The following is a 26059-nucleotide window of genomic DNA, read 5'->3' on the forward strand; positions in this document are numbered from 1 at the left end:
GCTGTATTAAGTTGCATGACATACATATTATCGCCGCAGTCGTATTTGGCAGAGCAGCGTATGGAGGGATCACGTTTCTTGATAAACAACAAGTTTTACCGTATATGCACAGCAATTATTTTGCTGCTGCTCATCGTGTATTTGGGGGATAAAGTCAACTTTATTTTCAGCCCCCTGACCTCGCTGATTCACATCATCATTATTCCGCTGCTGATTGCTGGTTTCTTCTATTATCTGCTGCGTCCGCTCGTCGACTATATGGAACGGCACAAAATGAAACGTGCATTGTCAGTCCTTATTATTTACGTGGTGATTGCGCTGATTATGGCAGGATTCAGTGTGCTTGTATGGCCTTCACTGCGTGAACAACTGTTGAATTTTGTGGAGAATGCCCCGGTACTGGTTACTTCGCTCAGTGATCAGTTGGCTGAATTCGAAAAGAGTGGTTTCCTTTCAAAATATATACCTGAGGATTCCGATCTGTTCTCACGCTTCTCCGATTTTCTAAGTCAAGGAATTGCCCAGGTAACGGATTATGTATCCGGATTGTTTTCTGTCGTATCTAATCTGGTCATCATTCTGGCGACGTTCCCGATCATGCTGTATTACATGCTCAAGGAAGGCAGCAAATTTGGAACTAATCTTACACTGTTGCTCCCGAGACGTTACCGTAAAGATGGAGAAGAGACGGTACATGAAATCGATGAAGCTTTGAGCAGCTACATTGTAGGTCGTGTCATTGTCAATGTAGCCTTGGGCATCCTGATGTATATTGGTTTTCTCTTTCTCGGTTTGCCATATGCATTACTCCTGACGGCCGTATCCATTATTCTGAACTTCATTCCTTATGTAGGGGCTTTGCTGGCAGCCATTCCTGTCGTCATTGTGGGGTTCATTGAATCACCTTCAATGGCGATCTGGTCGCTTGTCATCATTGTTATCGCTCAGCAAATTCAGGATAATCTGATCTCTCCTTATGTCTATGGCAAACAGTTGGACATTCATCCGTTGACTACCGTCATCTTACTGCTTGTAGGTGCAGACCTGGGGAACATTCTTGGGATGATTATCGTTATTCCGTTATATATGATCATCAAAATTATTTTCCGGAAGATTCAAAATCGAATCGTCGAAGACAAGGCAGATCCAGCCAATTAATTCAACTAAGGTGCTAACAACTCTAGGCACCTTATCGTGTGAATTAGCATGAGTGGCCAAGGCTAACGAACTTCAGGGTCTCTTTTACGCCGGAAAAATGCGAAAGGACCAGCAGATCAAGGCATTAGAGTGTCTGCGATTCGTTAAACTGTTGTAACAGTGAAAATAGGGCCAATAGAACGTGCTCGATTCGTTAGATATTCGCCGCGAGAGCGAACTATGCTAAACAGCAAGTATCGCTAACCGCGACTCATCCCAATACGCCTGCCATATGAAAAAGGTGGTATCCATCATCTTCACGACGATGGACACCACCTTTTAGTGTATCTATATTGAAGAAGCGAGTTTATTAATTCGTCTCGTCTTCATCAGTGTAGTCGGACATGGTCAGCGGTTCCTTAGGAACAACGGCGACTTTGTAAAAGCGATTTTTGTCTTTTTCCAGCAACACGAAGGTGAGATTCTCGAACTCATATTCTTCCTGTTCATTCATCTCTGGACGATGGCTATAAAGCCATCCGCCAATGGTATCCCATTCGTCAGCATCTAGGTTTGACGTGAACATATCGTTTACTTTGGACAAGGACACCTTGCCATCCATAATGACATAGTTTTCATTGATAACCTGAATATCCTCCACTTCGTCTGCGTCGAACTCATCCCGAATTTCTCCGACAATCTGTTCAAGCACATCCTCAATCGTTACAATCCCGGACGTACCTCCATACTCATCGACCAGCACGGCAATATGCACGCCATCCTTCTGCATTTTCTTGAGCAGGTCCTTGACCGGAGTCGTTTCGTGAACAGCCGATACCGGCTGAATGAGGGAAGACAGATCGACAGGTTCTTCGTTCCCGTACAACTCCAGGAAAAATTGTTTGGTATTAATGATACCGATAATATCGTCTTTGCTCTCATTTACTACTGGAAAACGGGTGTATTGTTCTTGACGGATAATATCCAGGTTTTCCTCGTTCGATCTATTGACATAAAGGCAGACCATATCAGTCCGGGGTACCATGATTTCTTTGGCAAGCATCTCATCAAAAGCAAAAATTCGGCTTACATATCCGAACTCGGCTTGGTTGATTTTGCCGCTCTCAAAGCTTTCATTAATGATAAACTGTAATTCTTCTTCGGAGTGCGCATCTTCATGCTCCGATGCAGGTTTGATTCCGAACAACTTGACCAGTTGATTCGCTGAGCTGTTTAACAGCCAGATAAAAGGATACATAATTCGGTTAAACCAGATGATAGGTGTAGACGTCAGCAGAGCAACGGCTTCGGCTTTACGGATTGCAATCGTTTTAGGTGCAAGTTCGCCAACTACCACATGCAAATACGTGATGGCAACAAACGCAATAACAAACGATAAGAATGAAGAAACTGCCTCAGGCATGTTCATGCTTTCGAACACAGGGTGGAGAATTTTCTCTACCGTGGGTTCTCCCAGCCAGCCCAGTCCCAGAGATGTAATCGTGATACCCAACTGACAGGCGGACAAATATCCATCCAGGTTGGCAACGGCTTGTTTAACAGCCAAGGCACGCTTGTTTCCTTCTGCAATCATTTGGTCAATCCGGCTCGGACGAATCCGTACCAGAGCGAACTCCACTGCAACAAAAAACGCCGAAAGTCCTATCAAAAATGCAACCAATACTAAATTTAACGCATACCTCTCACTTTCCATTAACTAGTCTTCTCCTTTAAGTAATAAGTTTTTAACGAATATTATATCTAATTTTACGTAAGAAGACCACCTTCCAATCAAGAAAAGAGGAAGAGTCTGGAAGGCAGAGTATGCGAAATGGCGATGGAGTGCTGATCCGCAGACTGGAATGAATCATATGTAGAGGGGAACACAGTCAGAATATACAACGCCAAAGCATGGCAAGAACTGGCTGAGCACTGTTACAGATGCGCTGTGTATGTAAAATTTTATCTAAGCAAACGTTACGAACAGTGCATACATTGGGTATCTAATGATTAGCTAAAGGCTTTATCGTCAAAGCTTGTACAGTGAGAGAGAACGGCAAGGTTATCCCTTGCCATGAGGAGGAAGCCGAATGTTTTGGCTGGTCATTATATTGCTCGTATTTACTTTTCAGGCAGCCACCATTCTGTTGCTGGAATTCCGTAATCCGGCGAAAGCTGTGGCATGGCTTTTTATTTTATTCTGTGTACCCTTGATCGGCTTTGTTGTGTATTATTTTGTCGCCCAGGACTACAGCAAACGAAAGAAGGTCCGTAAGGGCGGTTCGCGAATCTTTCGGGAAATACGGGAAACGATCTGGGAGCAGGCTCATATTGTCGAGCATGCCGATCAGATGTCTGGTAGCCGATACAATCATCAGCATCGTTTGTTCAACCTGCTGTCACACCTGTCTGAGAGCCCAATTACAGGTTGCAATCGGAGTCAAGTACTGACGAATGGTGAGGAGACATTTGAAGCCATGTTGAGGGCCATGGAACAGGCAGAGCACCATCTGCATGTTGAATTTTATATTTTTCGGGATGATGTCATCAGTACAAAGTTTCAGGACGTGATGATTCGCAAGGCGAAAGAAGGCGTCAAAGTGCGTTTGATCTGCGATGGACTCGGCAGTCACAAGATGAGCTGGAGCTTTATCCGCAAGTTTCAGGACGCAGGCGTGGAGTTTCATTATTTTCTGCCGCCGCTCATTGCAACGATTGACCGAAGGGTGAATTACCGGAATCACCGTAAAATTGTTGTGGTGGATGGAAGGATTGGATTTGTGGGTGGAATTAATATAGGTGATGATTATCTCGGACAATATCCGGAGGTTGGATTCTGGCGCGATACCCATGTACAGATTGAAGGAGATGCCGTATATTTCCTGCAAAATACGTTCCTGAACGACTGGAAACTTGCTTCCGGCGAGCAGATTACAGAGCCTCAACTGACAGAGCTGTTCCCTCCACATATTTGCAGCGGGGAAGAGCGGATTCAGATTCTGGCCAGCGGGCCGGATCAGGACTGGGATGCCATTCAAGAAATGTGCTTTGGGGCGATTTCCGTGGCATGCGAACGCATATACATCACAACACCCTATTTCATTCCGGACCCCGCATTGTATGAAGCGATTAAGACAGCTGCCGTGAGCGGGGTAGATGTGAAAATCATCATTCCTTATCAATCGGATTCCCGGCTTGTGCACTTGGCCTCACTGTCCTATGTCGAAGAACTGTTGCGTGCGGGAGTGAAATTCTATCAATATCGCAAAGGTTTTGTGCATGCCAAGGTCCTGATTGTGGATGATTTGCTTGCGACGGTAGGCACAGCCAATATGGATATGCGGAGCTTTTTCTGCAATTTCGAGTTGACCGCTGTGTTATTCGAAAAATCATCCATGGAACGGCTGACCGAGGATTTTGAACGTGATTTGGATGAATGCAGCCAGATTGACGTGAAGGTGTTTCAGCAGCGTTCACGGTGGCAAAAAGGGGCAGAAATGCTTTCTCGCATGCTTTCTCCGCTGCTTTAGCCGTTATAGGGCGGATTTCTCAAGATAAGTTCACTTTTTGTGAATTTATCTTCTTTTTGCTAACTATTTTGCTCAAATTTGATCTTTTATGATATAATGTTTATATAAATTATGTCTTGGCGAAGGAGGGGAGTCTGCGGGAAAACAGGCTCCCTTTTGCTCTCTTTTGGAAGTGTCAACCGGAATTAAGACATACTTGAATACATTTCATATAGCCTTTAGGTGCTTTTATAACGGGGTGCATATAGCGTTGGGACGGTGTTGTTCCTCTGTATGTAGGGTTCCTCTGGGGTACTTAAATGATTTATGAAATGGATTCACATCTTGATCAAAACGGGGGGGATACCATGTCCAATGTATCGGTTAAAGAACTAACATCCAAGCCGGACCGCAATGTGAAGAGTTCGGTGTTTTCACTGAAGCTTCTGCAGCGCATCGTGATGATTCTGGTCGGTGCTGCACTGATGGCTGTGTCACTCGAAGTATTTCTCGTGCCGAATGGCGTTATTGATGGGGGAATAACAGGGATCTCGATTATGGTGTCAGAGCTTACACATCTGCCACTCGGAATTTTCCTGACCTTGCTGAACTTGCCTTTCCTGATTCTGGGGTATAAACAAATTGGTAAAACGTTTGCGCTATCTACACTGCTCGGGATCGTTGTAATGTCCATTGGAACGTCATTGTTACACCGCGTTCCTGCACTGACGCCAGGTGAACCACTGCTTGGAGCTGTATTTGGTGGGTTGATCTTGGGGGTTGGTGTTGGTCTCGTCATTCGTTCTGGCGGTTCACTGGATGGTACGGAGATTGTAGCCATACTGTTGAGTGAGAAATCACCATTGTCTGTAGGTCAGATCGTATTGTTCATTAACGTATTTATTTTTGCAGGTGCAGGTTTTGTGTTTGGCTGGCCAAACGCCCTGTATTCCATGATTGCTTATTATATTGCAATGAAGATGATTGATATTGTGAATGAAGGATTGGATCAATCCAAATCGGTATGGATTATCAGCGAGAAGTACCGTGATATTGGTTCAGCCTTAACCGACCGTCTGGGTCGTGGTGTCACTTTCCTGGATGGAGAGGGTGGCTTCAGCGGAGACGAGAAGAAAATTATCTTTGTGGTTATTACTCGTTTGGAAGAAGCTAAACTGAAGTCCATTGTTGAAGATTGGGACCCACATGCCTTTGTGGCGATTGGCAACATTCACGATGTGAAGGGCGGACGTTTCAAGAAAAAAGGTATACATTAGCGAATCTCATCGCGCGTAAACGAAAAGATAGCCGGTACCCTTGGTTTGAGGGTGACCGGCTATTTTTGTTTTAAATGCTGGATGATCAGTTCAACAGGCTGAGGTTCGACAGCTGCGATCAGATCCCCGGTCTTCGTCAGGCGCTCCACGATGTTCATCAAGTGGTAATCCTTGATCGAAACGTTGTTCCGCACTTCATCCCATGTGAGTGGAGTAGACACAGTGCCGCCTGGCTTGGCGCGGGGAGTGTAAGGAGCTGCGAGTGTTTTGCCACCGTAATGCTGGAGGTAATCAAAATAAATGCGATCCCCCCGATCTTTTTTTAGTCGTTCCAGTGTAAATAGATCCGGATGTTTTTGAGTGACGTATTTGCCTACAAAATAACCGATGTCTCTTAATTCATCGAAGGTTACACCTTGGCGGATCGGAACAATAATCTGTACACCTGTGGCACCGGATGTTTTCGGTACCGATCTCAAACCAAGCGAAGTTAGCGTTTCCCCCACGATTAAGGCCGCCTGCATAATGCGAGGTTCTTCTTCCTGCGAAGGATCGAGATCAATCATCCACTCGCAAGGCAGATGGTTGCCTACGGCATGCAAGGAAGGATGAAACTCCAGAGCGGCCAGATTGCCAAGCCATAACAGATCAGGGAGGTCGTTCATCACCACATATCGTATCCCGTCATGCATCTCGGTTCGCACAAACTCCGGAACTGGCTCTGGGGCATTTTTCTGATAGAAAAACTCGCCGCCTGCACCATGCGGATAACGTATCGTGGTGAGCAGCCGATTACGGGTGTAAGTAAGTAGGTAGGGAGCCAGTGCCGCCAACTTTTGCAAATAGATAGCCTTGGTTACACCTGCTTCGGGCCATAACAACTTGTCTGGATTAGTCACAGTAAGTTCCATTCCATTAATCGTTATGGTGCCCTTTATTGTATGGGCCATGAATAACACCTCCTCTGGGGAACAAGTATAATTTAAAAGGAAAGCCTTTTTACTTTTTCAGGTGGATGTAAAAATTAGTTTATCGTTCAGGGATAAGATGACTGATCTGGCTGATCTCACACTCATCTCGCTTTACCGAAGCAAAAGCCTGGATGCTTGGGTGACGTAGGGTAAGATGGTGGGTGAGTTCCATGAATTGCACTTTGACTCCGATCTGTGGTTCAACCCATGTCGTCTCCGCGCTTCTCTCAGGTATGTTATGGAATGGTCTATCCTTTCGGATGAGAGGCTGTACTTCTTCGGTTAGTTTACGCCAGGAGTCCGAGTTCAGTTTACCCGTGCCGACATGACCAATATAGACAAAGTTTGGCCCATCATATACACCAACTGCGATTGCATTGACGATACCACTGCGGTAGGTGACCCCGCCAATCATCGCATATAGATCGTGGAAAATCTTGACCTTCTGCCAGCGTTGATCCTTACCGTTGATTCCATAGGTACTGGAAAGGTCTTTACATACAATTCCCTCCATCTGGTGCTGTCTCATCACAGTGAGCAGGGCGTCCGGATCTGACGTGTTGGTCACCTCCTGAACATGGGGAGCAGGATTCAGAACTTGATGCAGCAGACGCTGACGTTTTGCAAGTGGTTGATCTGTGACCCATACCCCATCGCAGAAAAGAATATCAAATACCATATAAGTCACCGGAATCTGGTTTACAGCTTGGGCAATGCCGTCCGGTCTGCTCATGCGATCTCGCCGCAACACGTGATAGAAGGACGGTTTTCCCGTATCCGGGTCAAGGGCAATAATCTCTCCATCCAAAATATAAGAAGGGACGGAGCACAGATTGCGTGGCTGAACCAGCTCAGGATATTGCGCAGTTCGGTTGTGCAATCTGCGATTAATTAATTGAATTCCCTGTCCGTCCTCGTAAGCAAGCATGCGGACCCCATCCCATTTGATTTGGGCAATCCAGTTTTGCCCGCTAGGGATCACATCTCGGGATATAGGTTCAAAAGGAACCAGAGGATTGAACATGTGCCTAAAACTCCTTTCCTCTTTCAAATCTGCCTGGAGGTTGATGCCCTAAGTTGACTGTCGCAAGTTTAACTCTTCCGCAGCCGTACCCTTAGTTTATGTACCATAATGAGCAGCAAAGGAATTGCAATGCCACAGGTCAGGTCCCAATCAATCCAATATGGAATAACAACCTTGAGATAGAAATTTTCGTTTGGAGCTAGAACAATGGACATGGCCAGAACCAACAGGGCACCAGGCAAAATGAGTGGACGATAGCTGGACAATTTGAAGAGATGAGTGATTCCGAGTACAAAGCTATAGAAAAACAGAATGCTTTTGAAAAAGACGGCGATAATCCAGACGGAAGCCATAAAGGCTTCGATCCGTTGCAAAGAGTTGCCTATGTTAATCTTCAGCGACAGATTAAATGCTGCGAACCAATGGTGCTGCGTCATAAATGGCCCCATGACCAGCAGACAGATGGTTAGCGTTAGGGTAAGCATCAATCCGCCTATAATGGCTGCCAGAAGGATATCCTTTTCCCAATGTGCTTCCTTTTTGGCATAAGGAAAGAGCATAAGAAAGATACACAATTCACAATAAGGATAGGTAAGCACAGCGACAAAGCCTTTAAAGGGATTCAGAAATCCTTCTCCAAGAACAGGCTTGATGTTGTCCAGATGTGATTGCGGGAACAGACAGACGGTCAGAATGAGCAGAAATAGCACAATCAGGGGAAGAAATACCTCGGCGCTCCTGCCTATGGGTTCCAGACCAGATAAGAGCCCCCAGACAAGAGTGAAAACAAAGAGCAAATTCACAATGAAGAGCGGGGATTCAGGCAAGATCTGGGTCGTCATGAAATCCCCAATTTCTCGTATAAACGCGGAGGTACCCATTAGAAAATAGAATAGATAAAAACAGCTGATGAAGGCCCCGATCCAGGGCCCAAGAGTATGCAATGCATGTTGAATCAGATTCATCCGGGGCTGCAGTTTGTACACAACGAGCATAATGGACAGTATGCCTGCTCCTCCAGCAACGCCCAATAATGCGGACAACCATGCATCCTGATGCGCATATGAAGTGATCATCGAGGGGAAGACGATAATCTGTTCACCAATCGTGCATAAGAACATCAGCGAGCCCAGTTGTCTTACAGTTAAACGCCCCTTTTCAATCATGTGGGTTCTCCTTCGCATGTCGATCTAGATATTTGGTTAGGATACGCCAATTGCACCAATTTTATTAGGAAATGGATAAAGGCATATATCAACATAAAAAAAGGTAGGCAAAAAAGCCCGGACAACTGAATTCCCTATATGGAGCGAGGGAATTTGTGTCCGGGCTAATCAGAGTACTCAATTTAATACACAATATTCACGTCACGGATTTCCCGTGTTAGCTCGTTGTGGTCAAACGAATGCGAATATTCTGTGGGTCTACAGTAAACCAGTCCTTACCTTGCTGTTCGATAGATGCGTTCGACTGACGCAGTTGCTCTACAGCTTGTTCCAATTGTTCTTTCTCGTCATAAACGATGGTGAAGTAGTCAATGCCTGTCGCATTGTCAGGATTTACAGGGGCGCCTGTACCAGCCCAAATGTTCAGCCCGATGTGATGGTGATAACCGCCTGCGGACACAAACAGGGCGGACATATTGGCGAAGTTACCAACGATGTCGAAACCAAGGACTCCTGTATAAAAACGGCGCGATTCTTCCAAACCACGTACGTGGAAATGAACATGACCAATGACGGTTCCGGCGGGCAATCCCTGCCAAGGCTCGTTTGCGGCCAGAGCGAACAGGCTGTCTACATCAACAGGATCACTTGACATAATGTAGTTATTATCTGCATCTCGCTTCCAGGTGTCGCGGGCGCGGTCTGCATAGATTTCGATACCGTTCTGATCCGGATCTGAAATGTAGAATGCTTCACTGACCAGATGATCACCCTGACCAATTTCAATGCCGGATTCAGCCAGATTACGGAGGGCAAGGCCCAGCGATTTACGGTCAGGCAGCAGGATGGCGAAGTGATATAGGCCTGAAGTGGAGCGAACAGGCATCGTCACGGCATTGGTCAACTGCTCAAGGCGTAGAAGCGAAGGCTTTCCATCGGCAGTCATGGTAGCGACTTTTTCACTGCGTTCAAGCAGTTTCAGTCCGACCACCTCGGTATAAAATTGAATGGATCGCTCCAAATTGCTGATACGCAGACTTACTTCACCCAGATGGGTTGTAGCAGGAATTTGATAAGTAGAAGTCATAAGGATTTCCTCCTGTAAACAAGTTTAGTTGGTTTGTTGCGGTTCGCTCATTGGCAATGGTATAGGGCTATTGTAATGTCATAGCTCATGTAGATATGAGACTCAACTGTACATTTATAAATAAGTTACTTTTCATAAGTTAATATAAAATATAAATCAACTTTCGTCAATTGTATTTTCGATTTTGGTGTAGTCATTTTTGGTTGAATATTACTTCTATTATGGAATACAAAACAAAAATCCGGCTTCATGGCCGGATCTCCAATGTTGATGTTGTGACAAACGAATCTCTTTGTTGTTTGCCGCTTAAGCCTTAGGCTTAGGCGTAGCCTTCTTTCTTTTCGAAGGAGCAGGAGCCTCTGCCTCTCCTCCAGCCACTGCTTGGACCGAAGTTTTCTTAGGAGCACGTTTTTTGGGTTTGGCTGTGGTGGTTCCGGGATCGGTTGGAATGGGCTTCACAGCTTCAATACTTGCTTGCAGCGCTGCCATGAGATCCATGACATTCGCTTCAGGCTTGGCAGGGGCAATTTTGATTTCTTCACCGGCTACTTTGTGATTGATCAGATCCAGCAATTTGGCGCGGTAGTCGTCTGTATATTTACCAGGTTCAAAAGGAGTGGATAACTGATCGATCAGCAGTTTCGCCATCGTCAACTCCTTTTCGTTTACGTTCAGGACCTCGGGCAAGTTGGGAACCTGAGAGACGGGACGGATCTCGTCCGGATAGAAAATGGTTTCCATAGAGAGGCAATCGTCCAGTACACGGATCGCGGCCAAACTGCTTTTGGAGCGAATGGATATCTTGGCGATGCCAATCTTTCCTGTATCCCTCATGGCAGTCATTAATAGCTGGTAGGCGTTTCCTCCCGCTTGATCGGGGGAGAGGTAATACGTTTTTTGAAAATAAATCGGATCGATCTCCGTTAAATCTACGAAATCCAGAATGGTAATGGTTTTGCTGCTGGAATCATTTAACGCTTCAAGCTCGTCCTTTTCGAATAAGACGAATTTGCCTTTCTCATATTCATATCCTTTGGTGATCTCTTCCCATTGAACCTCAACTTCGCAGGAAGGACATTTACGTACATAAGCGAGTGGGCTGCCGCAGACTTTGTGAATGTAACGCATGGAGATGTCTTTGTCTTCGGTAGCCGAAAACATTTTGACAGGAACATGAACCAGACCAAAGCTAATTGCACCTTTCCAGACCGTATGCATGAACGGCTCCTTTCCGAGAACATTTTATGTATAGTATGGGCATTTCACAGGAGGGATAACCGTATTTCCCCGGAAGCGGTATGCTTCAGAAAGAGTGGGGGATGATAACAGAAACATCCTTAAGATCTGTGCTGTATGGCGCTGGTTTTGGAAGAGGATGATGTTAGTTATTAACTATCACGTCAGGAGGCACCCCTATGAAGAACAAACGAGACGAAGCTGAAGCTCACGCCCATACGTTCTCTCCGTATCCTCGTGCCGAGTCGGAAGGGTCTGAAGGTTTTCATACACCTGCAACAGCGGTTAACTGGGAGGCTATCACATCAGAAGAGCTGCCGCTTGACAGGGAGTCGTTCATGCTGGACATTGACCGGATGGTGAATGAGGGTCTGGGCGGTGGACAAGTTACGGAAGATAACGGTTATATCGGTGAAAGTACGACAGATAGCATGGTGCGGGAATCGCATGATGATCCGGAAGGGGAGTATGAATAATGTTGGATGTGAAACGCGCGAAAGCCATTTATGATTCCAAAGATACGATTGCAGTTACATTGGAAGGAGATCCGGTCTGGATCGAAAATGTGGATGAAGCTAATGGCATGGCAACGGTGCAGGTGGGCAGTAGACCGGGGAATACCCAGACGGTACGTGTAGACCGTTTGGAAGAGTAAAAGGCAAAGTGCTGGTGAAGGATGTCTAGGAAGGCCGGTGCCGTCAGGTACCGGTTTATTTGTCGTTCGTGTGAATGGTGGCCTGTCTTCCGTACTGCTTCTGATCCTTCGATGTTGCGGGGGGAGAATGGGACCGATATAATAAAGTTCAAAGTGAACTCAGGCGGCTTGACCGCCAAAGGTGGGGCGTATATTGAATCAGACGCATGAGCAGTGGGTGTATCACTCCCATGGCATTGCAGATACAGAAGTACTCGCGTCCGCACTCGCTGAACAGGCAACCGCCGGCATGGTGATTGCATTGGACGGTGATCTGGGCGCGGGCAAAACGGCATTTTCACAAAAGTTTGCCTGGCATTTGGGTGTACGTGATGTGGTCAACAGCCCCACGTTTACACTGATCAAGGAATACGAAGGGCGTCTGCCCTTATATCACATGGACGTGTATCGCATATCGCTGGAAGAAGCGGACGAGCTTGGACTGGATGAGTATTTCTATGGAACCGGAGTCAGTCTGGTTGAATGGTCCAGTATCATTCCCGAATTACTGCCGCAGGAACACTTGCATGTGCAGATTGAAACGACGGGTCCAGAGGATCGAACGATTACGCTGGATGGGTATGGCGAGACTTATGCTGCCATGTGCCGACAGTTCAGACAGAATGGAGTCAAATGATGATGGAAGATTTACAAAAACAGCCGCGCCAGCGGTTTTTGGCGTTGGATACATCGACTGCGGTGATGGCAGCCTCAGTTATGGAAGGCCACGTCCTTCTGGAAGAACGGAATGAACGGGCAGAACGCAACCATTCGGTACACGTCGTGCCTGTAATGGAGCAGCTGCTGGAAGCTAGCAGCACGCAGCCGGGACAGCTGGACGGCATTGCCGTGGGCATTGGCCCGGGCTCGTACACGGGCATCCGCATTGCGGTGACCGCGGCGAAAACGTTAGCCTGGGCGTGGGACATCCCGGTTGTCGGGGTGTCCAGCCTTCAGGCTATGGCCTGGGGCGGCTGGCACAGTGGCCTCGCCGCCAAGGCCGAAGCTGCGGCAGAGGATGCCGCAGCAGGGGCTGGCGGAACGCCATCCGCGGACCAGGGCGGCACTGGTGCCGCCCCTGTCCACTGGATCGTTCCGCTTGTGGATGCAAGGCGCGGTCAAGCCTATACCGCGCTGTTTGCCTCCGCGGGGAGCGCTGCGCCCCGGCGGCTGGCGCCAGATGCCATCCGTATGGTGGACGGATGGCTGGAAGCCCTCGCCGCCCGCATGGCGGAAGCGGCGCCGGAAGAGCGGCCCGCTGCCGTCTGGATTGTCGGCGAGACGGGCCCGCATGCGGTAGCAGCGGCTGAGCTTCGCTGCCCCGCAGGAACGGCGCTCCAGCTTGTACCCTATGAGCTGGAGGGCCGCTGGGTTGGGCGCTTAGGCGCCGAGGCGCTGCTTGCAGGTCAGCGAGATGACGTGCATGCGCTCGTGCCTAATTACACTCAGCTGGCTGAAGCGGAAGCCAACCTGCTACGCAAAGGCTAAAGGGGGAGGGGAAGCAGATGGACAACGTGGAGAATGATGAGCAGGAAGCAACGCTTCAGTTCAGGTTCATGACTCTGGATGATATTCCCGATGTCATGATTATTGAACATGAAGCCTTTACCCTGCCCTGGACGGAAGAAGCATTTCAAAATGAATTGACACACAATCATTTTGCTAAATATATGGTCATGGAATTGGAAGGTACAGCGATCGGCTATGCCGGCATGTGGACAATCATGGATGAAGCCCACATTACCAATATTGCAGTCCGGGAAGCTTATCGTGGGCGCAAGCTCGGTGAGAAGCTTCTGGACGAATTGATGAAAACGGCGGCTTATCTCGGGATGGAACGAATGACGCTGGAAGTCAGGGTTTCGAATCGGATTGCCCAGAGCTTGTATCAGAAAAAAGGGTTTGAATCGGCTGGTCTTCGCAAAGGGTATTACTCCGACAATGGGGAAGATGCGATGATTATGTGGGCGAATTTGCCGCCTGCGAGCCGGAGCGGCGAAGAGGAAGGAAGCGTAACGGATTCATGAAGGATTTCAATGAAAAGGTAAGTTCAGCACCATCTTATATATTGGCCGTGGAGACAAGCTGTGATGAAACATCCGTAGCGGTAGTCAAGGATGGACGGGAAGTGCTGTCCAATCTGATCTCCAGTCAGATCGAGACACATAAGGCATTTGGCGGAGTTGTACCTGAAGTGGCTTCGCGTAAACACGTTGAAGTCATTACACTGATGTTGGAACAGGCTATTGAACAATCTGGCATCCGTCCGCGTGATCTGAGTGCAATCGCCGTGACGCAAGGGCCTGGACTGGTTGGTGCATTGCTGGTCGGTATCGTCGCGGCGAAAACCATGGCCATGGCACTTGGCAAACCACTCATTGGCACACATCATATTGCGGGACATATCTATGCCAACAGACTTACCCATGAGCTGCAATATCCAGCGATGGCACTGGTGGTTTCCGGTGGTCATACCGAGCTTGTGCATATGGAATCCGAAGGCAAGTTCAAACTGATCGGCCGTACGCGTGACGATGCTGTAGGCGAGGCTTATGACAAAGTAGCGCGTGCACTGGGTTGTCCCTATCCGGGAGGACCACATGTGGACCGGATGGCTGCTGAAGCAGAGCAGGCGGTACCTTTGCCACGTGTCTGGCTGGAAGCAGATTCGTATGATTTCAGCCTGAGTGGTCTGAAGTCTGCTGTGTTGAATGTGCTGAATCAAGCCAAAATGCGCGGAGAAACGCTTGAACCATCGGCTGTGGCACGGGGCTTCCAGGAAGCTGTCGTCGAAGTGCTGGTAGAAAAAGCAGTAAGGGCTGTCCGTGAGTATGGATCACGTCAATTGCTGTTATGCGGTGGCGTTGCGGCAAACCGGGGATTGCGTTCAGCTTTGCAGGAGCGTTGTGCGAAGGAAGGGCTCGAATTGCTGATCCCGCCGATGGAATATTGCACCGACAATGCAGCGATGATTGGAGCTGCAGCGTATTTGAAATGGCAGCGGGGAGAAATCTCGGAATTTGATGCCAAAGCTGATCCTGGACTTTCACTTGAGGCATGGTCTGTACAATCGCTATAAAATGATTCATGCATATGAAGACTTGACAGCCTCAAGTGAAGAATGTATATTAATTACAAATTAAAACAGGAATTATGATTCCTGAACTAAAAACGCAATGAACAGGAACAGTAGGGTATTTCCCGGTCTTAGAGAGCTGCGGTGTGGTGCAACGCAGTCGAAGGAAACCTGAAACTCACCTGGAAGCGGAACGATGGAACACGGTTACTCCCCGGGAGAAGCCGAAGGCCGATGATGGCCCAAAGTACATGGTTACGGGTTGCCTCCGTGAATGGGCCGTTGTTGATGGAATCCGGATGACATATCTGTAGAAGATCAACAATAACTGAGGGGGCTTTTGTCACTTTGGGCAATGATAACGGTATGGACGCATACAGGATCAGCTCGAAGGAAATGAAAGTCAACAAGAGTGGTACCGCGAAGGTGAACAGCCTGTCGTCTCTTGCATTATTGCAGGAGATGGCAGGCTTTTTTGATTTTCAAAATGGTGATGAATTCATGGTCACATATCATAAATGTAATGAACGGGAGCAGTAAAACGATAAAGCGCACAGAGAGCTGCGGGTTGGTGCAACGCAGTGGCTGGAATCGTTTGAATCTCGCCCGGGAACGGAGCTGTGGAAGCAGTGAGACGATGTCTCATCCCTTGTCCTTGTAACCAAAGGACATCGTGGTACACAGCAACGGCTAACCTCCGTTATAGGGTGTTTCTCCGGCTGGATCGGTTGTTATTGTTGCGTGTACGCAACTGCAATGGATCTGGGCCGGAGACGACGAGGTGGATGGTGCCTGGCGCAAGCCTGACCCATCAAGCAAGAGTGGTACCGCGGAGGGATAATAACCCGCCGTCTCTTAGATGAGATGGCGGGTTATTTGTGTTTGCTGCCGGCAGCAGGGTGGGCGATGGGAATCCATAATCATGGTTTAGAAAGAAATAGGACTGGCGTGCAAGTCGACGTGCACGCCGGCATGGAGTGCAAAATGAATAAACATAGAGAACGGGAAGTGAACGCCTCGTTCCGATCCTAAAAATCCAATATACATTCAAATTTGATGGAGGTTGATGAATATGACAACGAACAATAACAAACGGATGATTGAGATTTTTGATACAACACTGCGCGATGGAGAACAAGCACCGGGAGCGAGTCTGCAGCCTGAACAAAAAATTGAACTGGCACATCAATTGGCTTCTCTGGGCATTGACGTCATCGAGCCTGGATTCCCGATCTCAAGTCCAGGTGAGTTCGCGGCGGTTCAGGCGATTTCCAGACAACTGCAAAACGTGGAGATTTGCGGATTTGCGCGTGCGGTCAAAGGGGATATTGATGCAGCCGTTCGAGCAACGGCTGACGCAGCGCGCCGCCGGATTCACTTGTTTATTTCCTCTTCGGACATTCATATTGAGCATCAACTGCGCCGTCCGCGCAGCGAAGTCGTAGCTACCGCCCGGGAGATGGTCTCCTATGCACGTCAGTTCACGGATATTGTGGAATTCACTGCCATGGATGCGGCTCGCACGAAGATGAATGATTTGATCGAGATGGTCGAAGTAGCCATTGAAGCGGGAGCAAGTATTATCAATTTGCCAGATACGGTTGGGTACGCACTGCCACATGAATATGGAGAGATGTTCCGTCGGGTACGTGAGGGCGCAAGAGGCGGAGATAAGGTTCGATACAGCGCTCACTGTCATAATGATTTGGGCCTTGCGGTTGCCAACAGTCTGGCTGCGATTGCCAACGGTGCTTCCCAGATCGAAGTAACCATCAACGGTGTGGGCGAACGGACGGGTAACTGTGCATTGGAGGAGCTGATTATGGCTCTGGAGACGCGGGGAGATGTTATTGGCGCAACGACAAATATCAAACTGAACCAGATGTATGAGACATCCCGTCAGATTAGCCGTGCGATGCATTTCCCAATTGCATACAACAAACCGGTGGTAGGGCGCAATGCCTTCCAGCATGAGTCTGGTATTCATCAGGATGGTCTGCTTAAGAATCGGAGTACGTATGAGATTATGGACCCGGAAGCGCTGGGAATTCCACGCAGCATGATTATTCTGGGCAAACATTCCGGTCGTCACGCTTTGAAAGATCGGGTTCGTAAATATGGCTTTGAACCGGATGAGCAGCAAATGGAACAGCTATATGAGATATTTAAAGAAACTGCCGATCAACAGAAAGTGGTCAGTGATGACCAGTTATTGCAGATGGTGAGCCAGACCATGAATATTCCTGCCCAGGATTATGAACTGGTTGAATTGCAGGTTACGGCCGGCAGCATGACGGATCGAATGGCAGCAGTTCGTATTCGCACGAGCGCAGGGGAGCAATCCTATTCTGCGGTTGGCGGTGGTCCGGTAGATGCAACGATTCGTGCGATTGGTCAAAGTATCTCGGACGACATTACTTTTGTCGATATGGAAATGCACGCACTGAGTGGAGGAGAGGCTGCGAGTGCAGAAGCTGCAGTTACTGTGGAACGTGCAGGACGTGAATTCAGAGGAACTGCCACGCACAATGATATTGTCATGGCAGCCGGTTTGGCTTATGTAGCAGCTTGCAATGCGGCCGGACTGAAGGCGGAGTCTTCCGAAAGTGATGAATCAGTGCACGCGTAATAGTACTCCAGTAAATCACATAACTTTATGTCAAAAATAAACCAGAGGCAGGCCTTAAATACAGAGGTCTGCTTTTGTCCTTTTATAGGAGAAAAATTTGAAAGAACGAATGTGTTTGTCAAGGTGTGATTATAGTTATCCACATATTCAGTGTAAATTGTGGGTAACTATCTCAAAGTCAAACCAGTAATGTTTTCGAAAATAAAAGGCTTTAGGGGATAAAATGGTCGAGTTATATTCACAAAGTTGTGGATAATGTGGATAACTCGGTGGATAAATATGGTTTTTGTGCAAAAAAAGCTATTCTACCGCCGTATAATTAAATGAATTGAATTGCTTGCTATCTTGCTTTCTTGTGGATAAATTAGAGGATTTACAACGTAAAAATATTTTACTTGATTCGAGTGGATTTGACAAATAGGGAATCATCCTACTCAAATCTGTCTCGCTTTATGCTCAAAAAAAAGCCAATCCCGTAAGGAATCAGCTTTTGATATAAAATCCAGTCTATTTTGTTTTTTTTCTTATTCCAAAGCTAATTCTTCCCACTCTTCATAAGCCTTGGCAAGTTGAAGCTTGTGATCTTCCGCTTTCTCCTGAAGCTCTTGCAGCTTCATGTAGTCCTGATATATTTCAGGCAGAGCCATCTGAGCCTCAAGCTCTGTAATCTCCGTTTCCAGCTTCGCAATCTGTTGTTCCAGAGCTTCCTGCTTGCGTTGCCGGTTACGTTCTTCGCGCTTGGCCTGCTTGTCCGCTTCGAATGAGGCGGCACCGGATTTTTCGGTTGCGGATAGACCTGGATCAGATTTGGCTGAGTTTTTGTTAGAGGCCTGGCGTGCTTCAGCAGCTTCGCGCGCAATATCTTCAAGCTCCTGTTTCTTCTCTACATAATCATCATAATTGCCGAGGTAATGCTCTGTTCCGCCGGGATGCAGCTCGACAATACGTTCAGCCATTTTATTGAGGAAATACCGGTCATGCGAGATGAACAGCAATGTGCCCTCATAGTCCATCAGCGCCGCTTCAAGCACTTCTTTGGCGAACAGGTCGAGATGGTTCGTAGGCTCATCCAGAATGAGCATATTGGCTTCCTTGAGCATGAGCTTGGAGAGGGAGACACGAGCTTTTTCTCCACCGCTAAGAGATGAGATCTTTTTGAGTACATCATCTCCACTGAACAGGAAGTTGCCTAGCACCGTACGAATCCGTGATTCTTCCATGCCTGGATATGCGCTCCACAGTTCTTCCAATACGGTATTGGAAGGATTAAGTCCCGTCTGCTCCTGATCATAATAGCCAATCTGCACCTTGGTACCCCATTGGATCTCACCGCTTACAGGACGCAAACTTCCGGTGAGGCATTTGAGCAAGGTAGATTTTCCGATACCGTTCGGACCGATCAAAGCAACCGTTTCCCCGCGTCTTAGATCAAAAGATACATTGCGGAATAACGGCGAAGCCTCATCGTAGGCAACGGAAAGCTGATCCACACGGAGCACTTCCTTGCCGGACATCACAGCCGGTTCGAACGAGAAATGAGCTTTCTTCAAATCTCCCATCGGTTTGTCGAGTCGATCCATCTTGTCGAGTGCCTTGCGGCGGCTCTGTGCCCGTTTGGTTGTTGAAGCACGGACGATATTCTTCTGAACAAACTCCTCCATCTTGGAGATTTCATCCTGTTGTTTCTCGTATTGCTTCATCTGGCTTTCGTACTCGGCAGCTTTCAGTTCCATGTACCGGCTGTAATTGCCCGTATATTTTTTGGAGCGGTGCCGTTCGATCTCCACGATGTTCGTTACAAGCCGATCAAGGAAATACCGGTCATGAGATACAACCAGCAGGGCGCCAGAATAACCTCTCAGGTAATCTTCGAGCCACGTCAGGGTGGCGATATCGAGATAGTTGGTAGGCTCGTCCAGCATTAGCAGGTCAGGGGCCTGAAGCAAAATGCGAGCAAGCGCAAGACGTGTCTTTTGCCCGCCGCTCAGTGTGGCAATCTGGGTATCTGGTGAGAATTCACCGAAGCCCATCCCGTGCAGTACACTGCGAATGCGGGTTTCCATTTCATAACCGCCATGATCCTTGAACCAGTCCGAGCGTTTCGCATAACGCTCAAGCAGATCGGCATACTTTTTTTCATCTTCCATTTGCGCGGGATCAGCAATATCCTGTTCCATCTGACGCAAATCTGCTTCCGCCTGAGTCAGGTGGCCGAATACGTTCATCATTTCTTCCCATATGGAGCGATCGGATTGCAGTCCGCTGTTCTGAGCGAGGTAACCAAGCGTTGTTTCCTTGGATTTGAAAATTTGTCCACCATCGTAGGACATTTCTCCAGCCACAATTTTGAGTAAAGTGGATTTCCCTGCGCCGTTAACACCAACGAGTCCGATGCGCTCGCGTTCTAATATTTGTAAGTTCACGCCGTCCAGGATTGGATCGACACCAAAACGTTTGATAATTCCGGATACTTGCAGCAGCATAAAATTAAGTTCCTCCATAGGTCCAGTTCTTGATATGACAACTATATCCCAGTTTACATGAAATACAGAGCAAATGCACCGATTAGGAGTGCTTGGGGCGTGTAGTCTTTTTGGTCAATCAATGATAAACTGAAAGAAGGCATGTTAATACATGAGGATTTTGCAGAAAATGAATCATTTTAACGATTCCAACACGATGACAACTGGTGCATAACATATAAATGGTTTTAATTGAGAGCTAGTTTACCTTCCCGATCAACAGGAGGTTATTCAAGGACATGCAGGATCATACGGAACAGAAAATCCGTCTTCGTTCCAAGCTGAGACAGAGCCGGGATCTGATGGATGAAAGCATGCGTCAGCAGGCGATGAGTGAGATTAATGATGTGACGAAACGGGAGCTGGAGCGCCTTAGACGGGACAAATGGAAGCTGGGGAACAAGCGGCTTATGATTTTCAGCTATTTGTCTTATGGAAGCGAAGCATCTACAGCTTTTTTATTTGAAGAAGGCTGGAAGCATGGAGATCAGATGCTCGCGCCGAAAGTGCTGACGAATCCGGCTCGCATGGAATTGCGACGTGTCATGGGTGAACAGGATATTCAGCCGGGAATATGGGGGATACCTGAACCCAAGGATTCCTCTGAAGTGCTGCAACCTGAAAGCTGGCCGGATATTGATCTTATCATCGTACCGGGGCTGGGATATGACCTTCATGGAGGGCGCATTGGTTATGGCGGCGGTTATTATGATCGTTTTGCAGAGACACTTGCAGCGAAATGTGCGATGACGGACAAAAGGCCACGGATGGCTGCATTGGTATTGCCAGGCCAGCTACAGGATGAAATTCCGATGGACCCACTTGATCTGCGAATTGATCTGTTGATAACAACCGAAGGTATATTACATATCGTATAAAGGGTTGTGATGTGATTGAATTCAGAAACGAATAACGACCAGGCTTCCGGCAATAAACTGACTCATTTTAATGAACAGGGACGAGCTCGGATGGTTGATATTTCGGGTAAGGAAAGTACCGTGCGTACAGCTGTTGCGGTATCCAAAGTGACGATGAGTCCGGCTACGCTTGAAGCGATTCGGGAGGGCCGAATCGGCAAAGGTGACGTTCTGGCTGTGGCTCAAATTGCGGGTATTCAGGGCGCCAAGAAAACGTCGGACTGGATTCCGATGTGCCATCCATTGGCATTGACGGGTGTGGATATTCGTTTTCATGACAACGGTGTCGATGAATTGCAGATTGAAGTTACGGTCAAAACCGAAGGAAAGACAGGTGTCGAGATGGAGGCGCTCACGGCGGCGTCGGCTGCGGCACTGACGATCTATGACATGTGTAAAGCCATGCAAAAAGATATGATTATCGGTCCAACCATGCTTAATTCCAAGAGTGGTGGCAAAAACGGCGATTTCAGCCGATAAGGGACATTTATTTTCATAGAGGAGAAGGGTGATCTTTATGGTGTGGAGAACAGCAATCCTGACAGCCAGCGACAAAGGGGCCCGCGGGGAACGTGAGGATACGAGTGCCCAAGTGATCCGGGAACTTGTGGAAGAAGAACTGGGTGGGGAAATCGTGGAGTACCGCATCGTTCCGGATGAACCCGATGAGATTATTGCGGCTTTGATTGAAATGACAGATTATTTTCACGCTGATTTGGTATTGACCACTGGGGGAACGGAGCTTGCGATTCGTGATATTACTCCAGAAGCGACCCGGCGGGTTATTGAACGGGAAGTTCCAGGCATGGCTGAAGCCATGAGATACAGTGTTATGGGCAAGAATCGTTCTGCCATGCTGTTCCGAGGCGTATGCGGCATTCGCGGACGTACATTGATTGTCAACCTGCCAGGTACACCGAAGGGTGTGCATGAGCATTTGGCGGCCATTATGGACCAGCTTCCGGAAGCATTGTTAATGGTTACGGGTCAGTTCAAGCAATAAGGGTGAAACAGCTATAGTAGCAGGTGTGAATTAAGCAGGAAAAATGATTGGATGTCGGGGTCTCTTTTGTGAATAATGTGGGTTATGTAAGTGGTTACATCTATGGTATGATTGACATAATTCAAAATGAAGCAAAGACATCCATGACCTTATGGCCTAGCGTGTGCATCTTTGAAGCTTGAAACGAGGAGGAATAATATCAATGTTAAGTTCCATTGGACCAACAGGTTTTATTTTGCTGGCCGTTATCGCGTTGCTTTTGTTTGGACCCAACAAGCTTCCGGAATTGGGGCGGGCCGTCGGACGCACTTTCCGTGAATTCAAAGAAGGCGCACGTGAGATTATTGCGGATGATGATTCATCCAGTCGCAAGGAGCAGGAAAAGGCGAAGCCGCTGGCATCTGAAACTGCATCTGCAGACAAGCCTGAGGACAAACGCCTGCCGGAATAACTTTGACGGCAATGAAAGAGAAATCCCTTCCTGCCGGAAGGGTTTTGTATTTTAAGCTGGCAACAATGGGGGGCAGGCATGACGCAGCAGAAGGAAGAAATGACGCTTACAGAACATTTGAGTGAGCTGCGCAAGCGGTTGATTTATGTGTTGAGTATTTTTATTTTGGGGCTGGTGGCAGGCTTTCTGGTGGCGGACCCGGTGTATCAATATCTGACGAAGGCAGAGACCGCTCAGGGCTTTGTACTGCATGCATTCTCGTTCTGGGACGGGATTGGCATCTACATGAAGATTGCTGGACTGTTCTCACTGGTCATCACGCTGCCGTTTACGGTGTTTCAGCTCTGGAAGTTTGTCAGTCCAGGTCTCAGGCCGCGTGAGCGAAAAGCCACGTTGAAGTATGTACCTTATGTATTTCTGTTATTTCTGATCGGGTTAGCTTTCTCCTATTACGTTGTTTTCCCGATGGCACTTTCTTTTACTTCATCGATTACGGAAAAAATGGGGCTTGTCGAGACTTACGGAATGAAGCAGTATTTCAGTTTTTTGTTTGGCATTGTACTGCCGGTATCCCTGTTGTTCGAACTTCCGTTAATCATTATGTTCCTGACAGGACTGCGCATATTGAATCCCATCCGGCTTCGCAAAATGCGCAGAGTCGCTTATTTTGTCCTGATTTTCATTGCGGTTGTGGTTACACCGCCTGACTTTATTTCCGATTTTCTTGTGATGATTCCTTTGCTCCTGTTATATGAGATCAGTGTGTTTCTGTCTGGCTTTGTGTATCGCAAACAGCTTGCAGCTGATGCAGAGGCTGAATCCCGTTACATCCGTGCCGAGGATAAGCAGAGCGCAGTATAACAAGAGAGATCCATCTGATTGTTATGACTATGATAATCTTGTATGGTGCCCATCCCGGGATAAGGAGACCAGTTCTTACCCGGGAACTAAAGGGAGACAAGCTTTTACGGTTATATATTCTGATGGACGGGACAGGCAGGCATATTATGTTCAACAATGGATACAATGGAAAAGGGCTGCCTGAGAACGATGCAGGAGGACTTACGGATTCTGTGGAATAAGTTAATGAGGTATTATGGCATTTACGCAGGCCAATCGGGAGTTTTTTGGCTGGGTTGGTGTAAATACAACGTAAAATCTCGCAGGAATTCATGAAAAGGACTTGAAATCATGCTTCAAGTTGAAGTATCATAAAGTTGGTTGTTAGCACTGAACACTGTCGAGTGCTAATACATATGGCTACAACCTACAATGTAACGTTATATAATTTCAAAAGGAGGCTATTTTTCATGATCAGACCTTTAGGTGAACGCGTATTGGTAGAACCACTGGAGCAAGAGCAAACAACTTCTTTCGGGATCGTACTGCCGGACTCCGCTAAAGAAAAACCGCAAGAGGGTAAAATTATTGCTGTTGGCGCAGGAGTATTGAAAGACGGAGTACGTGTAGCTCTGGAAGTGAAAGAAGGAGATCGCGTTATTTTCTCCAAATATGCCGGTACAGAAATCAAGTTCGAAGGTAAAGAATATTTGATTATGAAAGAAAGCGATATTCACGCGATTCTCGACTAATTCAAATTTTAATCGGTTAACCGAACCATATAGCAACACCATTTTACACAATATACTAGGGAGGTTTTCTTACCATGGCTAAAGACATTAAATTCAGTGAAGACGCTCGTCGTTCCATGCTTCGTGGTGTGGACGCATTGGCTAATGCAGTTAAAGTAACACTCGGTCCTAAAGGCCGTAACGTGGTTCTGGAGAAAAAATTCGGAAGCCCGCTCATCACGAATGACGGTGTAACGATTGCTAAAGAAATCGAACTGGAAGATGCATTCGAGAACATGGGTGCACAACTGGTTAAAGAAGTAGCAACCAAAACAAATGATGTTGCCGGTGACGGTACAACAACTGCAACTGTATTGGCTCAAGCGCTGATCACAGAAGGTTTGAAAAACGTAACTGCAGGCGCTAGCCCAATCGGTATCCGTAAAGGGATCGACAAAGCGGTTAAAGCTGCTGTAGCTGAACTGCAATCCATCTCCAAACCAGTTGAAACCAAACAATCCATCGCACAAGTTGCGGCGATCTCTGCAGCTGACGAAGAAGTAGGCGAACTGATCGCTGAAGCTATGGAAAAAGTGGGTAAAGACGGCGTTATCACTGTTGAAGAATCCCGTGGATTCGCTACAGAGCTGGAAGTGGTTGAAGGTATGCAATTCGACCGCGGTTACATCTCTCCATACATGATCACGGATACGGACAAAATGGAAGCTGTTTTGGACAACCCGTACATCCTGATCACAGACAAAAAAATCTCCAACACGCAAGAAATCTTGCCATTGCTTGAAAAAATCGTTCAACAAGGCAAACCGCTTGTATTGATCGCTGAAGATATCGAAGGCGAAGCACTGGCGATGCTGGTTGTGAACAAATTGCGTGGTACATTCAACGCTGTAGCTGTTAAAGCTCCAGGATTCGGTGACCGTCGTAAAGCAATGCTGCAAGATATCGCTGCCCTCACTGGTGGCCAATTGATCACGGAAGAACTGGGTCTAGACCTGAAATCCGCTGTTGTGGAACAACTGGGTACAGCTCGTCAGATCCGTGTAACGAAAGAAAACACAATCATCGTTGACGGTGCTGGTAACAAATCCGATATCGATGCACGTGTTAGCCAAATCCGTACACAACTGGAAGAAACAACTTCCGAGTTCGACAAAGAGAAACTGCAAGAGCGTCTGGCTAAATTGTCCGGCGGTGTAGCAGTAATCAAAGTTGGTGCGGCTACTGAAACAGAATTGAAAGAACGCAAACTTCGCATCGAAGATGCCCTGAACGCAACTCGCGCTGCGGTTGAAGAAGGTATCGTATCCGGTGGTGGTACAGCGCTCATGAACGTATACAACGCGGTTGCAGGCGTAGCCCTGTCCGGTGACGAGCAAACAGGCGTAAACATCGTCCTGCGCGCTTTGGAAGCACCAATCCGTACAATCGCAGCTAACGCTGGCGAAGAAGGTTCCGTAATCGTGGAACGTCTGAAAAAAGAACAAACTGGCGTAGGCTTCAACGCTGCGACTGGCGAGTGGGTTAATATGATCGAAGCGGGTATCGTTGACCCTGCCAAAGTAACACGTTATGCATTGCAAAACGCTGCTTCCGTAGCAGCAATGTTCCTGACTACTGAAGCGGTTATCGCTGACAAACCAGAACCTGCAGGCGCTGCTGGCGTTCCTGACATGGGCGGTATGGGTGGAATGGGCGGCATGATGTAATAAAGGTGTAAAAACCTTTTGTAATGCCGATAGATGAAGGCTCCCGAAAGGGAGCCTTTTTT

Annotated in this window: 26 protein-coding genes and 1 other annotated feature; of the genes, 19 read left to right on the forward strand and 7 right to left on the reverse strand. The window is 47.5% G+C overall.

The window, feature by feature from the left end:
• The first annotated feature begins 60 nt into the window (after positions 1-60).
• Positions 61-1158 carry an AI-2E family transporter gene (locus PTQ21_RS11640; RefSeq protein ID WP_063564495.1) on the forward strand — a complete coding sequence of 366 codons (1098 nt, stop codon included), beginning with the start codon at positions 61-63 and terminating at the stop codon, positions 1156-1158.
• 349 nt (positions 1159-1507) lie between these two features.
• On the opposite strand, the gene PTQ21_RS11645 is transcribed toward PTQ21_RS11640, so the two are convergent.
• A complete protein-coding gene (locus PTQ21_RS11645) occupies positions 1508-2851 on the reverse strand; it encodes a hemolysin family protein (RefSeq protein WP_063564494.1) in 1344 nt (447 codons plus the stop codon).
• Between the two features lie 376 nt (positions 2852-3227).
• Between PTQ21_RS11645 and cls the strand changes: the two genes are divergently transcribed.
• Together cls and PTQ21_RS11655 are read left to right on the forward strand one after the other, a co-directional pair.
• Entirely contained in the window at positions 3228-4667 is a 1440-nt protein-coding gene (cls, locus tag PTQ21_RS11650) for a cardiolipin synthase (RefSeq protein ID WP_064640097.1), read from the forward strand.
• Positions 4668-5014: 347 nt separating this feature from the next.
• The gene (locus tag PTQ21_RS11655; protein WP_072734452.1) at positions 5015-5923 is read left to right on the forward strand and encodes a YitT family protein; all 909 of its coding nucleotides are present in this window, start codon (positions 5015-5017) and stop codon (positions 5921-5923) included.
• Positions 5924-5982: 59 nt separating this feature from the next.
• Here PTQ21_RS11655 and ligD read toward each other — a convergent pair whose 3' ends face one another.
• The 5 genes from ligD to ku form a co-directional block, all read right to left on the reverse strand.
• The gene (ligD, locus tag PTQ21_RS11660) at positions 5983-6873 is read right to left on the reverse strand and encodes a non-homologous end-joining DNA ligase (protein WP_063564492.1); all 891 of its coding nucleotides are present in this window, start codon (positions 6871-6873) and stop codon (positions 5983-5985) included.
• A 79-nt stretch (positions 6874-6952) separates the two neighbouring features.
• Positions 6953-7918 (reverse strand): ATP-dependent DNA ligase, encoded by a 966-nt coding sequence (locus tag PTQ21_RS11665; protein ID WP_274569969.1) that lies wholly within the window; start codon positions 7916-7918, stop codon positions 6953-6955.
• A 68-nt stretch (positions 7919-7986) separates the two neighbouring features.
• On the reverse strand, positions 7987-9084 hold the full coding sequence (locus tag PTQ21_RS11670) for a GerAB/ArcD/ProY family transporter (protein ID WP_063564490.1): 1098 nt from the start codon (positions 9082-9084) through the stop codon (positions 7987-7989).
• A 217-nt stretch (positions 9085-9301) separates the two neighbouring features.
• Positions 9302-10171 (reverse strand): VOC family protein, encoded by an 870-nt coding sequence (locus PTQ21_RS11675; protein WP_274569971.1) that lies wholly within the window; start codon positions 10169-10171, stop codon positions 9302-9304.
• Positions 10172-10477: 306 nt separating this feature from the next.
• Positions 10478-11389, reverse strand: a complete 912-nt coding sequence (gene ku, locus PTQ21_RS11680; RefSeq protein WP_274569972.1) for a non-homologous end joining protein Ku — start codon at positions 11387-11389, stop codon at positions 10478-10480.
• Positions 11390-11586: 197 nt separating this feature from the next.
• Here ku and PTQ21_RS11685 point away from each other — a divergent pair, with 197 nt between their 5' ends.
• From PTQ21_RS11685 to PTQ21_RS11715, 8 genes are all read left to right on the forward strand, one after another.
• Entirely contained in the window at positions 11587-11883 is a 297-nt protein-coding gene (locus PTQ21_RS11685; protein WP_063564487.1) for a hypothetical protein, read from the forward strand.
• 2 nt (positions 11884-11885) lie between these two features.
• Complete coding sequence (locus tag PTQ21_RS11690) at positions 11886-12062, forward strand: H-type small acid-soluble spore protein (RefSeq protein ID WP_053783520.1); 177 nt, start codon at positions 11886-11888, stop codon at positions 12060-12062.
• A gap of 193 nt (positions 12063-12255) precedes the next feature.
• Positions 12256-12738 carry a tRNA (adenosine(37)-N6)-threonylcarbamoyltransferase complex ATPase subunit type 1 TsaE gene (tsaE, locus tag PTQ21_RS11695; RefSeq protein WP_076291523.1) on the forward strand — a complete coding sequence of 161 codons (483 nt, stop codon included), beginning with the start codon at positions 12256-12258 and terminating at the stop codon, positions 12736-12738.
• A gap of 2 nt (positions 12739-12740) precedes the next feature.
• A complete protein-coding gene (gene tsaB / locus PTQ21_RS11700; RefSeq protein ID WP_274570482.1) occupies positions 12741-13589 on the forward strand; it encodes a tRNA (adenosine(37)-N6)-threonylcarbamoyltransferase complex dimerization subunit type 1 TsaB in 849 nt (282 codons plus the stop codon).
• 17 nt (positions 13590-13606) lie between these two features.
• On the forward strand, positions 13607-14128 hold the full coding sequence (gene rimI, locus PTQ21_RS11705) for a ribosomal protein S18-alanine N-acetyltransferase (RefSeq protein ID WP_063564485.1): 522 nt from the start codon (positions 13607-13609) through the stop codon (positions 14126-14128).
• Positions 14125-15180, forward strand: coding sequence for a tRNA (adenosine(37)-N6)-threonylcarbamoyltransferase complex transferase subunit TsaD (tsaD, locus tag PTQ21_RS11710; RefSeq protein WP_063564484.1), 1056 nt, complete (start codon positions 14125-14127; stop codon positions 15178-15180). The genes rimI and tsaD overlap by 4 nt, the downstream gene beginning before the upstream one ends.
• Before the next feature lie 345 nt (positions 15181-15525).
• A complete protein-coding gene (locus PTQ21_RS31555; protein ID WP_063564483.1) occupies positions 15526-15717 on the forward strand; it encodes a hypothetical protein in 192 nt (63 codons plus the stop codon).
• Positions 15692-16036 (forward strand) — a binding site (T-box leader). (Overlaps the previous gene by 26 nt.)
• Positions 16037-16249: 213 nt before the next feature.
• Positions 16250-17806 carry a 2-isopropylmalate synthase gene (locus PTQ21_RS11715; RefSeq protein WP_274569973.1) on the forward strand — a complete coding sequence of 519 codons (1557 nt, stop codon included), beginning with the start codon at positions 16250-16252 and terminating at the stop codon, positions 17804-17806.
• A gap of 524 nt (positions 17807-18330) precedes the next feature.
• Here the strand turns inward: PTQ21_RS11715 and PTQ21_RS11720 are convergent.
• Positions 18331-20289: an ABC-F family ATP-binding cassette domain-containing protein gene (locus PTQ21_RS11720; RefSeq protein ID WP_063564481.1), complete on the reverse strand. Its 1959-nt coding sequence runs from the start codon at positions 20287-20289 to the stop codon at positions 18331-18333.
• Between the two features lie 278 nt (positions 20290-20567).
• On the opposite strand from PTQ21_RS11720, the gene PTQ21_RS11725 reads away from it, so the two are divergent.
• The 8 genes from PTQ21_RS11725 (at position 20568) to groL (ending at position 25997) form a co-directional block, all read left to right on the forward strand.
• On the forward strand, positions 20568-21206 hold the full coding sequence (locus PTQ21_RS11725; protein ID WP_063564480.1) for a 5-formyltetrahydrofolate cyclo-ligase: 639 nt from the start codon (positions 20568-20570) through the stop codon (positions 21204-21206).
• Positions 21207-21296: 90 nt separating this feature from the next.
• Positions 21297-21725, forward strand: coding sequence for a cyclic pyranopterin monophosphate synthase MoaC (moaC, locus tag PTQ21_RS11730; RefSeq protein WP_063564634.1), 429 nt, complete (start codon positions 21297-21299; stop codon positions 21723-21725).
• Positions 21726-21762: 37 nt separating this feature from the next.
• Positions 21763-22248 (forward strand): MogA/MoaB family molybdenum cofactor biosynthesis protein, encoded by a 486-nt coding sequence (locus tag PTQ21_RS11735; protein ID WP_024630749.1) that lies wholly within the window; start codon positions 21763-21765, stop codon positions 22246-22248.
• Positions 22249-22450: 202 nt separating this feature from the next.
• Positions 22451-22699, forward strand: coding sequence for a twin-arginine translocase TatA/TatE family subunit (tatA, locus tag PTQ21_RS11740; RefSeq protein ID WP_063564479.1), 249 nt, complete (start codon positions 22451-22453; stop codon positions 22697-22699).
• Between the two features lie 78 nt (positions 22700-22777).
• Entirely contained in the window at positions 22778-23560 is a 783-nt protein-coding gene (gene tatC, locus PTQ21_RS11745; protein ID WP_063564478.1) for a twin-arginine translocase subunit TatC, read from the forward strand.
• A 23-nt stretch (positions 23561-23583) separates the two neighbouring features.
• Positions 23584-23781, forward strand: a complete 198-nt coding sequence (locus tag PTQ21_RS11750; protein ID WP_161490575.1) for a hypothetical protein — start codon at positions 23584-23586, stop codon at positions 23779-23781.
• Between the two features lie 228 nt (positions 23782-24009).
• Positions 24010-24291, forward strand: coding sequence for a co-chaperone GroES (groES, locus tag PTQ21_RS11755; RefSeq protein WP_024630746.1), 282 nt, complete (start codon positions 24010-24012; stop codon positions 24289-24291).
• 74 nt (positions 24292-24365) lie between these two features.
• The gene (gene groL / locus PTQ21_RS11760; RefSeq protein ID WP_063564477.1) at positions 24366-25997 is read left to right on the forward strand and encodes a chaperonin GroEL; all 1632 of its coding nucleotides are present in this window, start codon (positions 24366-24368) and stop codon (positions 25995-25997) included.
• The last annotated feature ends 62 nt before the right edge of the window (positions 25998-26059 follow it).

The sequence above is a fragment of the Paenibacillus marchantiae genome, from assembly GCF_028771845.1.
Lineage (GTDB): Bacteria > Bacillota > Bacilli > Paenibacillales > Paenibacillaceae > Paenibacillus > Paenibacillus marchantiae.

What these genes read in the sequence shown, in the direction of transcription:
- PTQ21_RS11640 (WP_063564495.1), top strand. Translation starts at nt 61, where the DNA reads ATGGAGGGATCACGTTTCTTGATAAACAACAAGTTTTACCGTATATGC.
- PTQ21_RS11645 (WP_063564494.1), bottom strand. Translation starts at nt 2,851, where the DNA reads ATGGAAAGTGAGAGGTATGCGTTAAATTTAGTATTGGTTGCATTTTTG.
- cls (WP_064640097.1), top strand. Translation starts at nt 3,228, where the DNA reads ATGTTTTGGCTGGTCATTATATTGCTCGTATTTACTTTTCAGGCAGCC.
- PTQ21_RS11655 (WP_072734452.1), top strand. Translation starts at nt 5,015, where the DNA reads ATGTCCAATGTATCGGTTAAAGAACTAACATCCAAGCCGGACCGCAAT.
- ligD (WP_063564492.1), bottom strand. Translation starts at nt 6,873, where the DNA reads ATGGCCCATACAATAAAGGGCACCATAACGATTAATGGAATGGAACTT.
- PTQ21_RS11665 (WP_274569969.1), bottom strand. Translation starts at nt 7,918, where the DNA reads ATGTTCAATCCTCTGGTTCCTTTTGAACCTATATCCCGAGATGTGATC.
- PTQ21_RS11670 (WP_063564490.1), bottom strand. Translation starts at nt 9,084, where the DNA reads ATGATTGAAAAGGGGCGTTTAACTGTAAGACAACTGGGCTCGCTGATG.
- PTQ21_RS11675 (WP_274569971.1), bottom strand. Translation starts at nt 10,171, where the DNA reads ATGACTTCTACTTATCAAATTCCTGCTACAACCCATCTGGGTGAAGTA.
- ku (WP_274569972.1), bottom strand. Translation starts at nt 11,389, where the DNA reads ATGCATACGGTCTGGAAAGGTGCAATTAGCTTTGGTCTGGTTCATGTT.
- PTQ21_RS11685 (WP_063564487.1), top strand. Translation starts at nt 11,587, where the DNA reads ATGAAGAACAAACGAGACGAAGCTGAAGCTCACGCCCATACGTTCTCT.
- tsaB (WP_274570482.1), top strand. Translation starts at nt 12,741, where the DNA reads ATGGAAGATTTACAAAAACAGCCGCGCCAGCGGTTTTTGGCGTTGGAT.
- rimI (WP_063564485.1), top strand. Translation starts at nt 13,607, where the DNA reads ATGGACAACGTGGAGAATGATGAGCAGGAAGCAACGCTTCAGTTCAGG.
- tsaD (WP_063564484.1), top strand. Translation starts at nt 14,125, where the DNA reads ATGAAGGATTTCAATGAAAAGGTAAGTTCAGCACCATCTTATATATTG.
- PTQ21_RS11715 (WP_274569973.1), top strand. Translation starts at nt 16,250, where the DNA reads ATGACAACGAACAATAACAAACGGATGATTGAGATTTTTGATACAACA.
- PTQ21_RS11720 (WP_063564481.1), bottom strand. Translation starts at nt 20,289, where the DNA reads ATGCTGCTGCAAGTATCCGGAATTATCAAACGTTTTGGTGTCGATCCA.
- PTQ21_RS11725 (WP_063564480.1), top strand. Translation starts at nt 20,568, where the DNA reads ATGCAGGATCATACGGAACAGAAAATCCGTCTTCGTTCCAAGCTGAGA.
- moaC (WP_063564634.1), top strand. Translation starts at nt 21,297, where the DNA reads ATGGTTGATATTTCGGGTAAGGAAAGTACCGTGCGTACAGCTGTTGCG.
- PTQ21_RS11735 (WP_024630749.1), top strand. Translation starts at nt 21,763, where the DNA reads ATGGTGTGGAGAACAGCAATCCTGACAGCCAGCGACAAAGGGGCCCGC.
- tatA (WP_063564479.1), top strand. Translation starts at nt 22,451, where the DNA reads ATGTTAAGTTCCATTGGACCAACAGGTTTTATTTTGCTGGCCGTTATC.
- tatC (WP_063564478.1), top strand. Translation starts at nt 22,778, where the DNA reads ATGACGCAGCAGAAGGAAGAAATGACGCTTACAGAACATTTGAGTGAG.
- PTQ21_RS11750 (WP_161490575.1), top strand. Translation starts at nt 23,584, where the DNA reads ATGACTATGATAATCTTGTATGGTGCCCATCCCGGGATAAGGAGACCA.
- groES (WP_024630746.1), top strand. Translation starts at nt 24,010, where the DNA reads ATGATCAGACCTTTAGGTGAACGCGTATTGGTAGAACCACTGGAGCAA.
- groL (WP_063564477.1), top strand. Translation starts at nt 24,366, where the DNA reads ATGGCTAAAGACATTAAATTCAGTGAAGACGCTCGTCGTTCCATGCTT.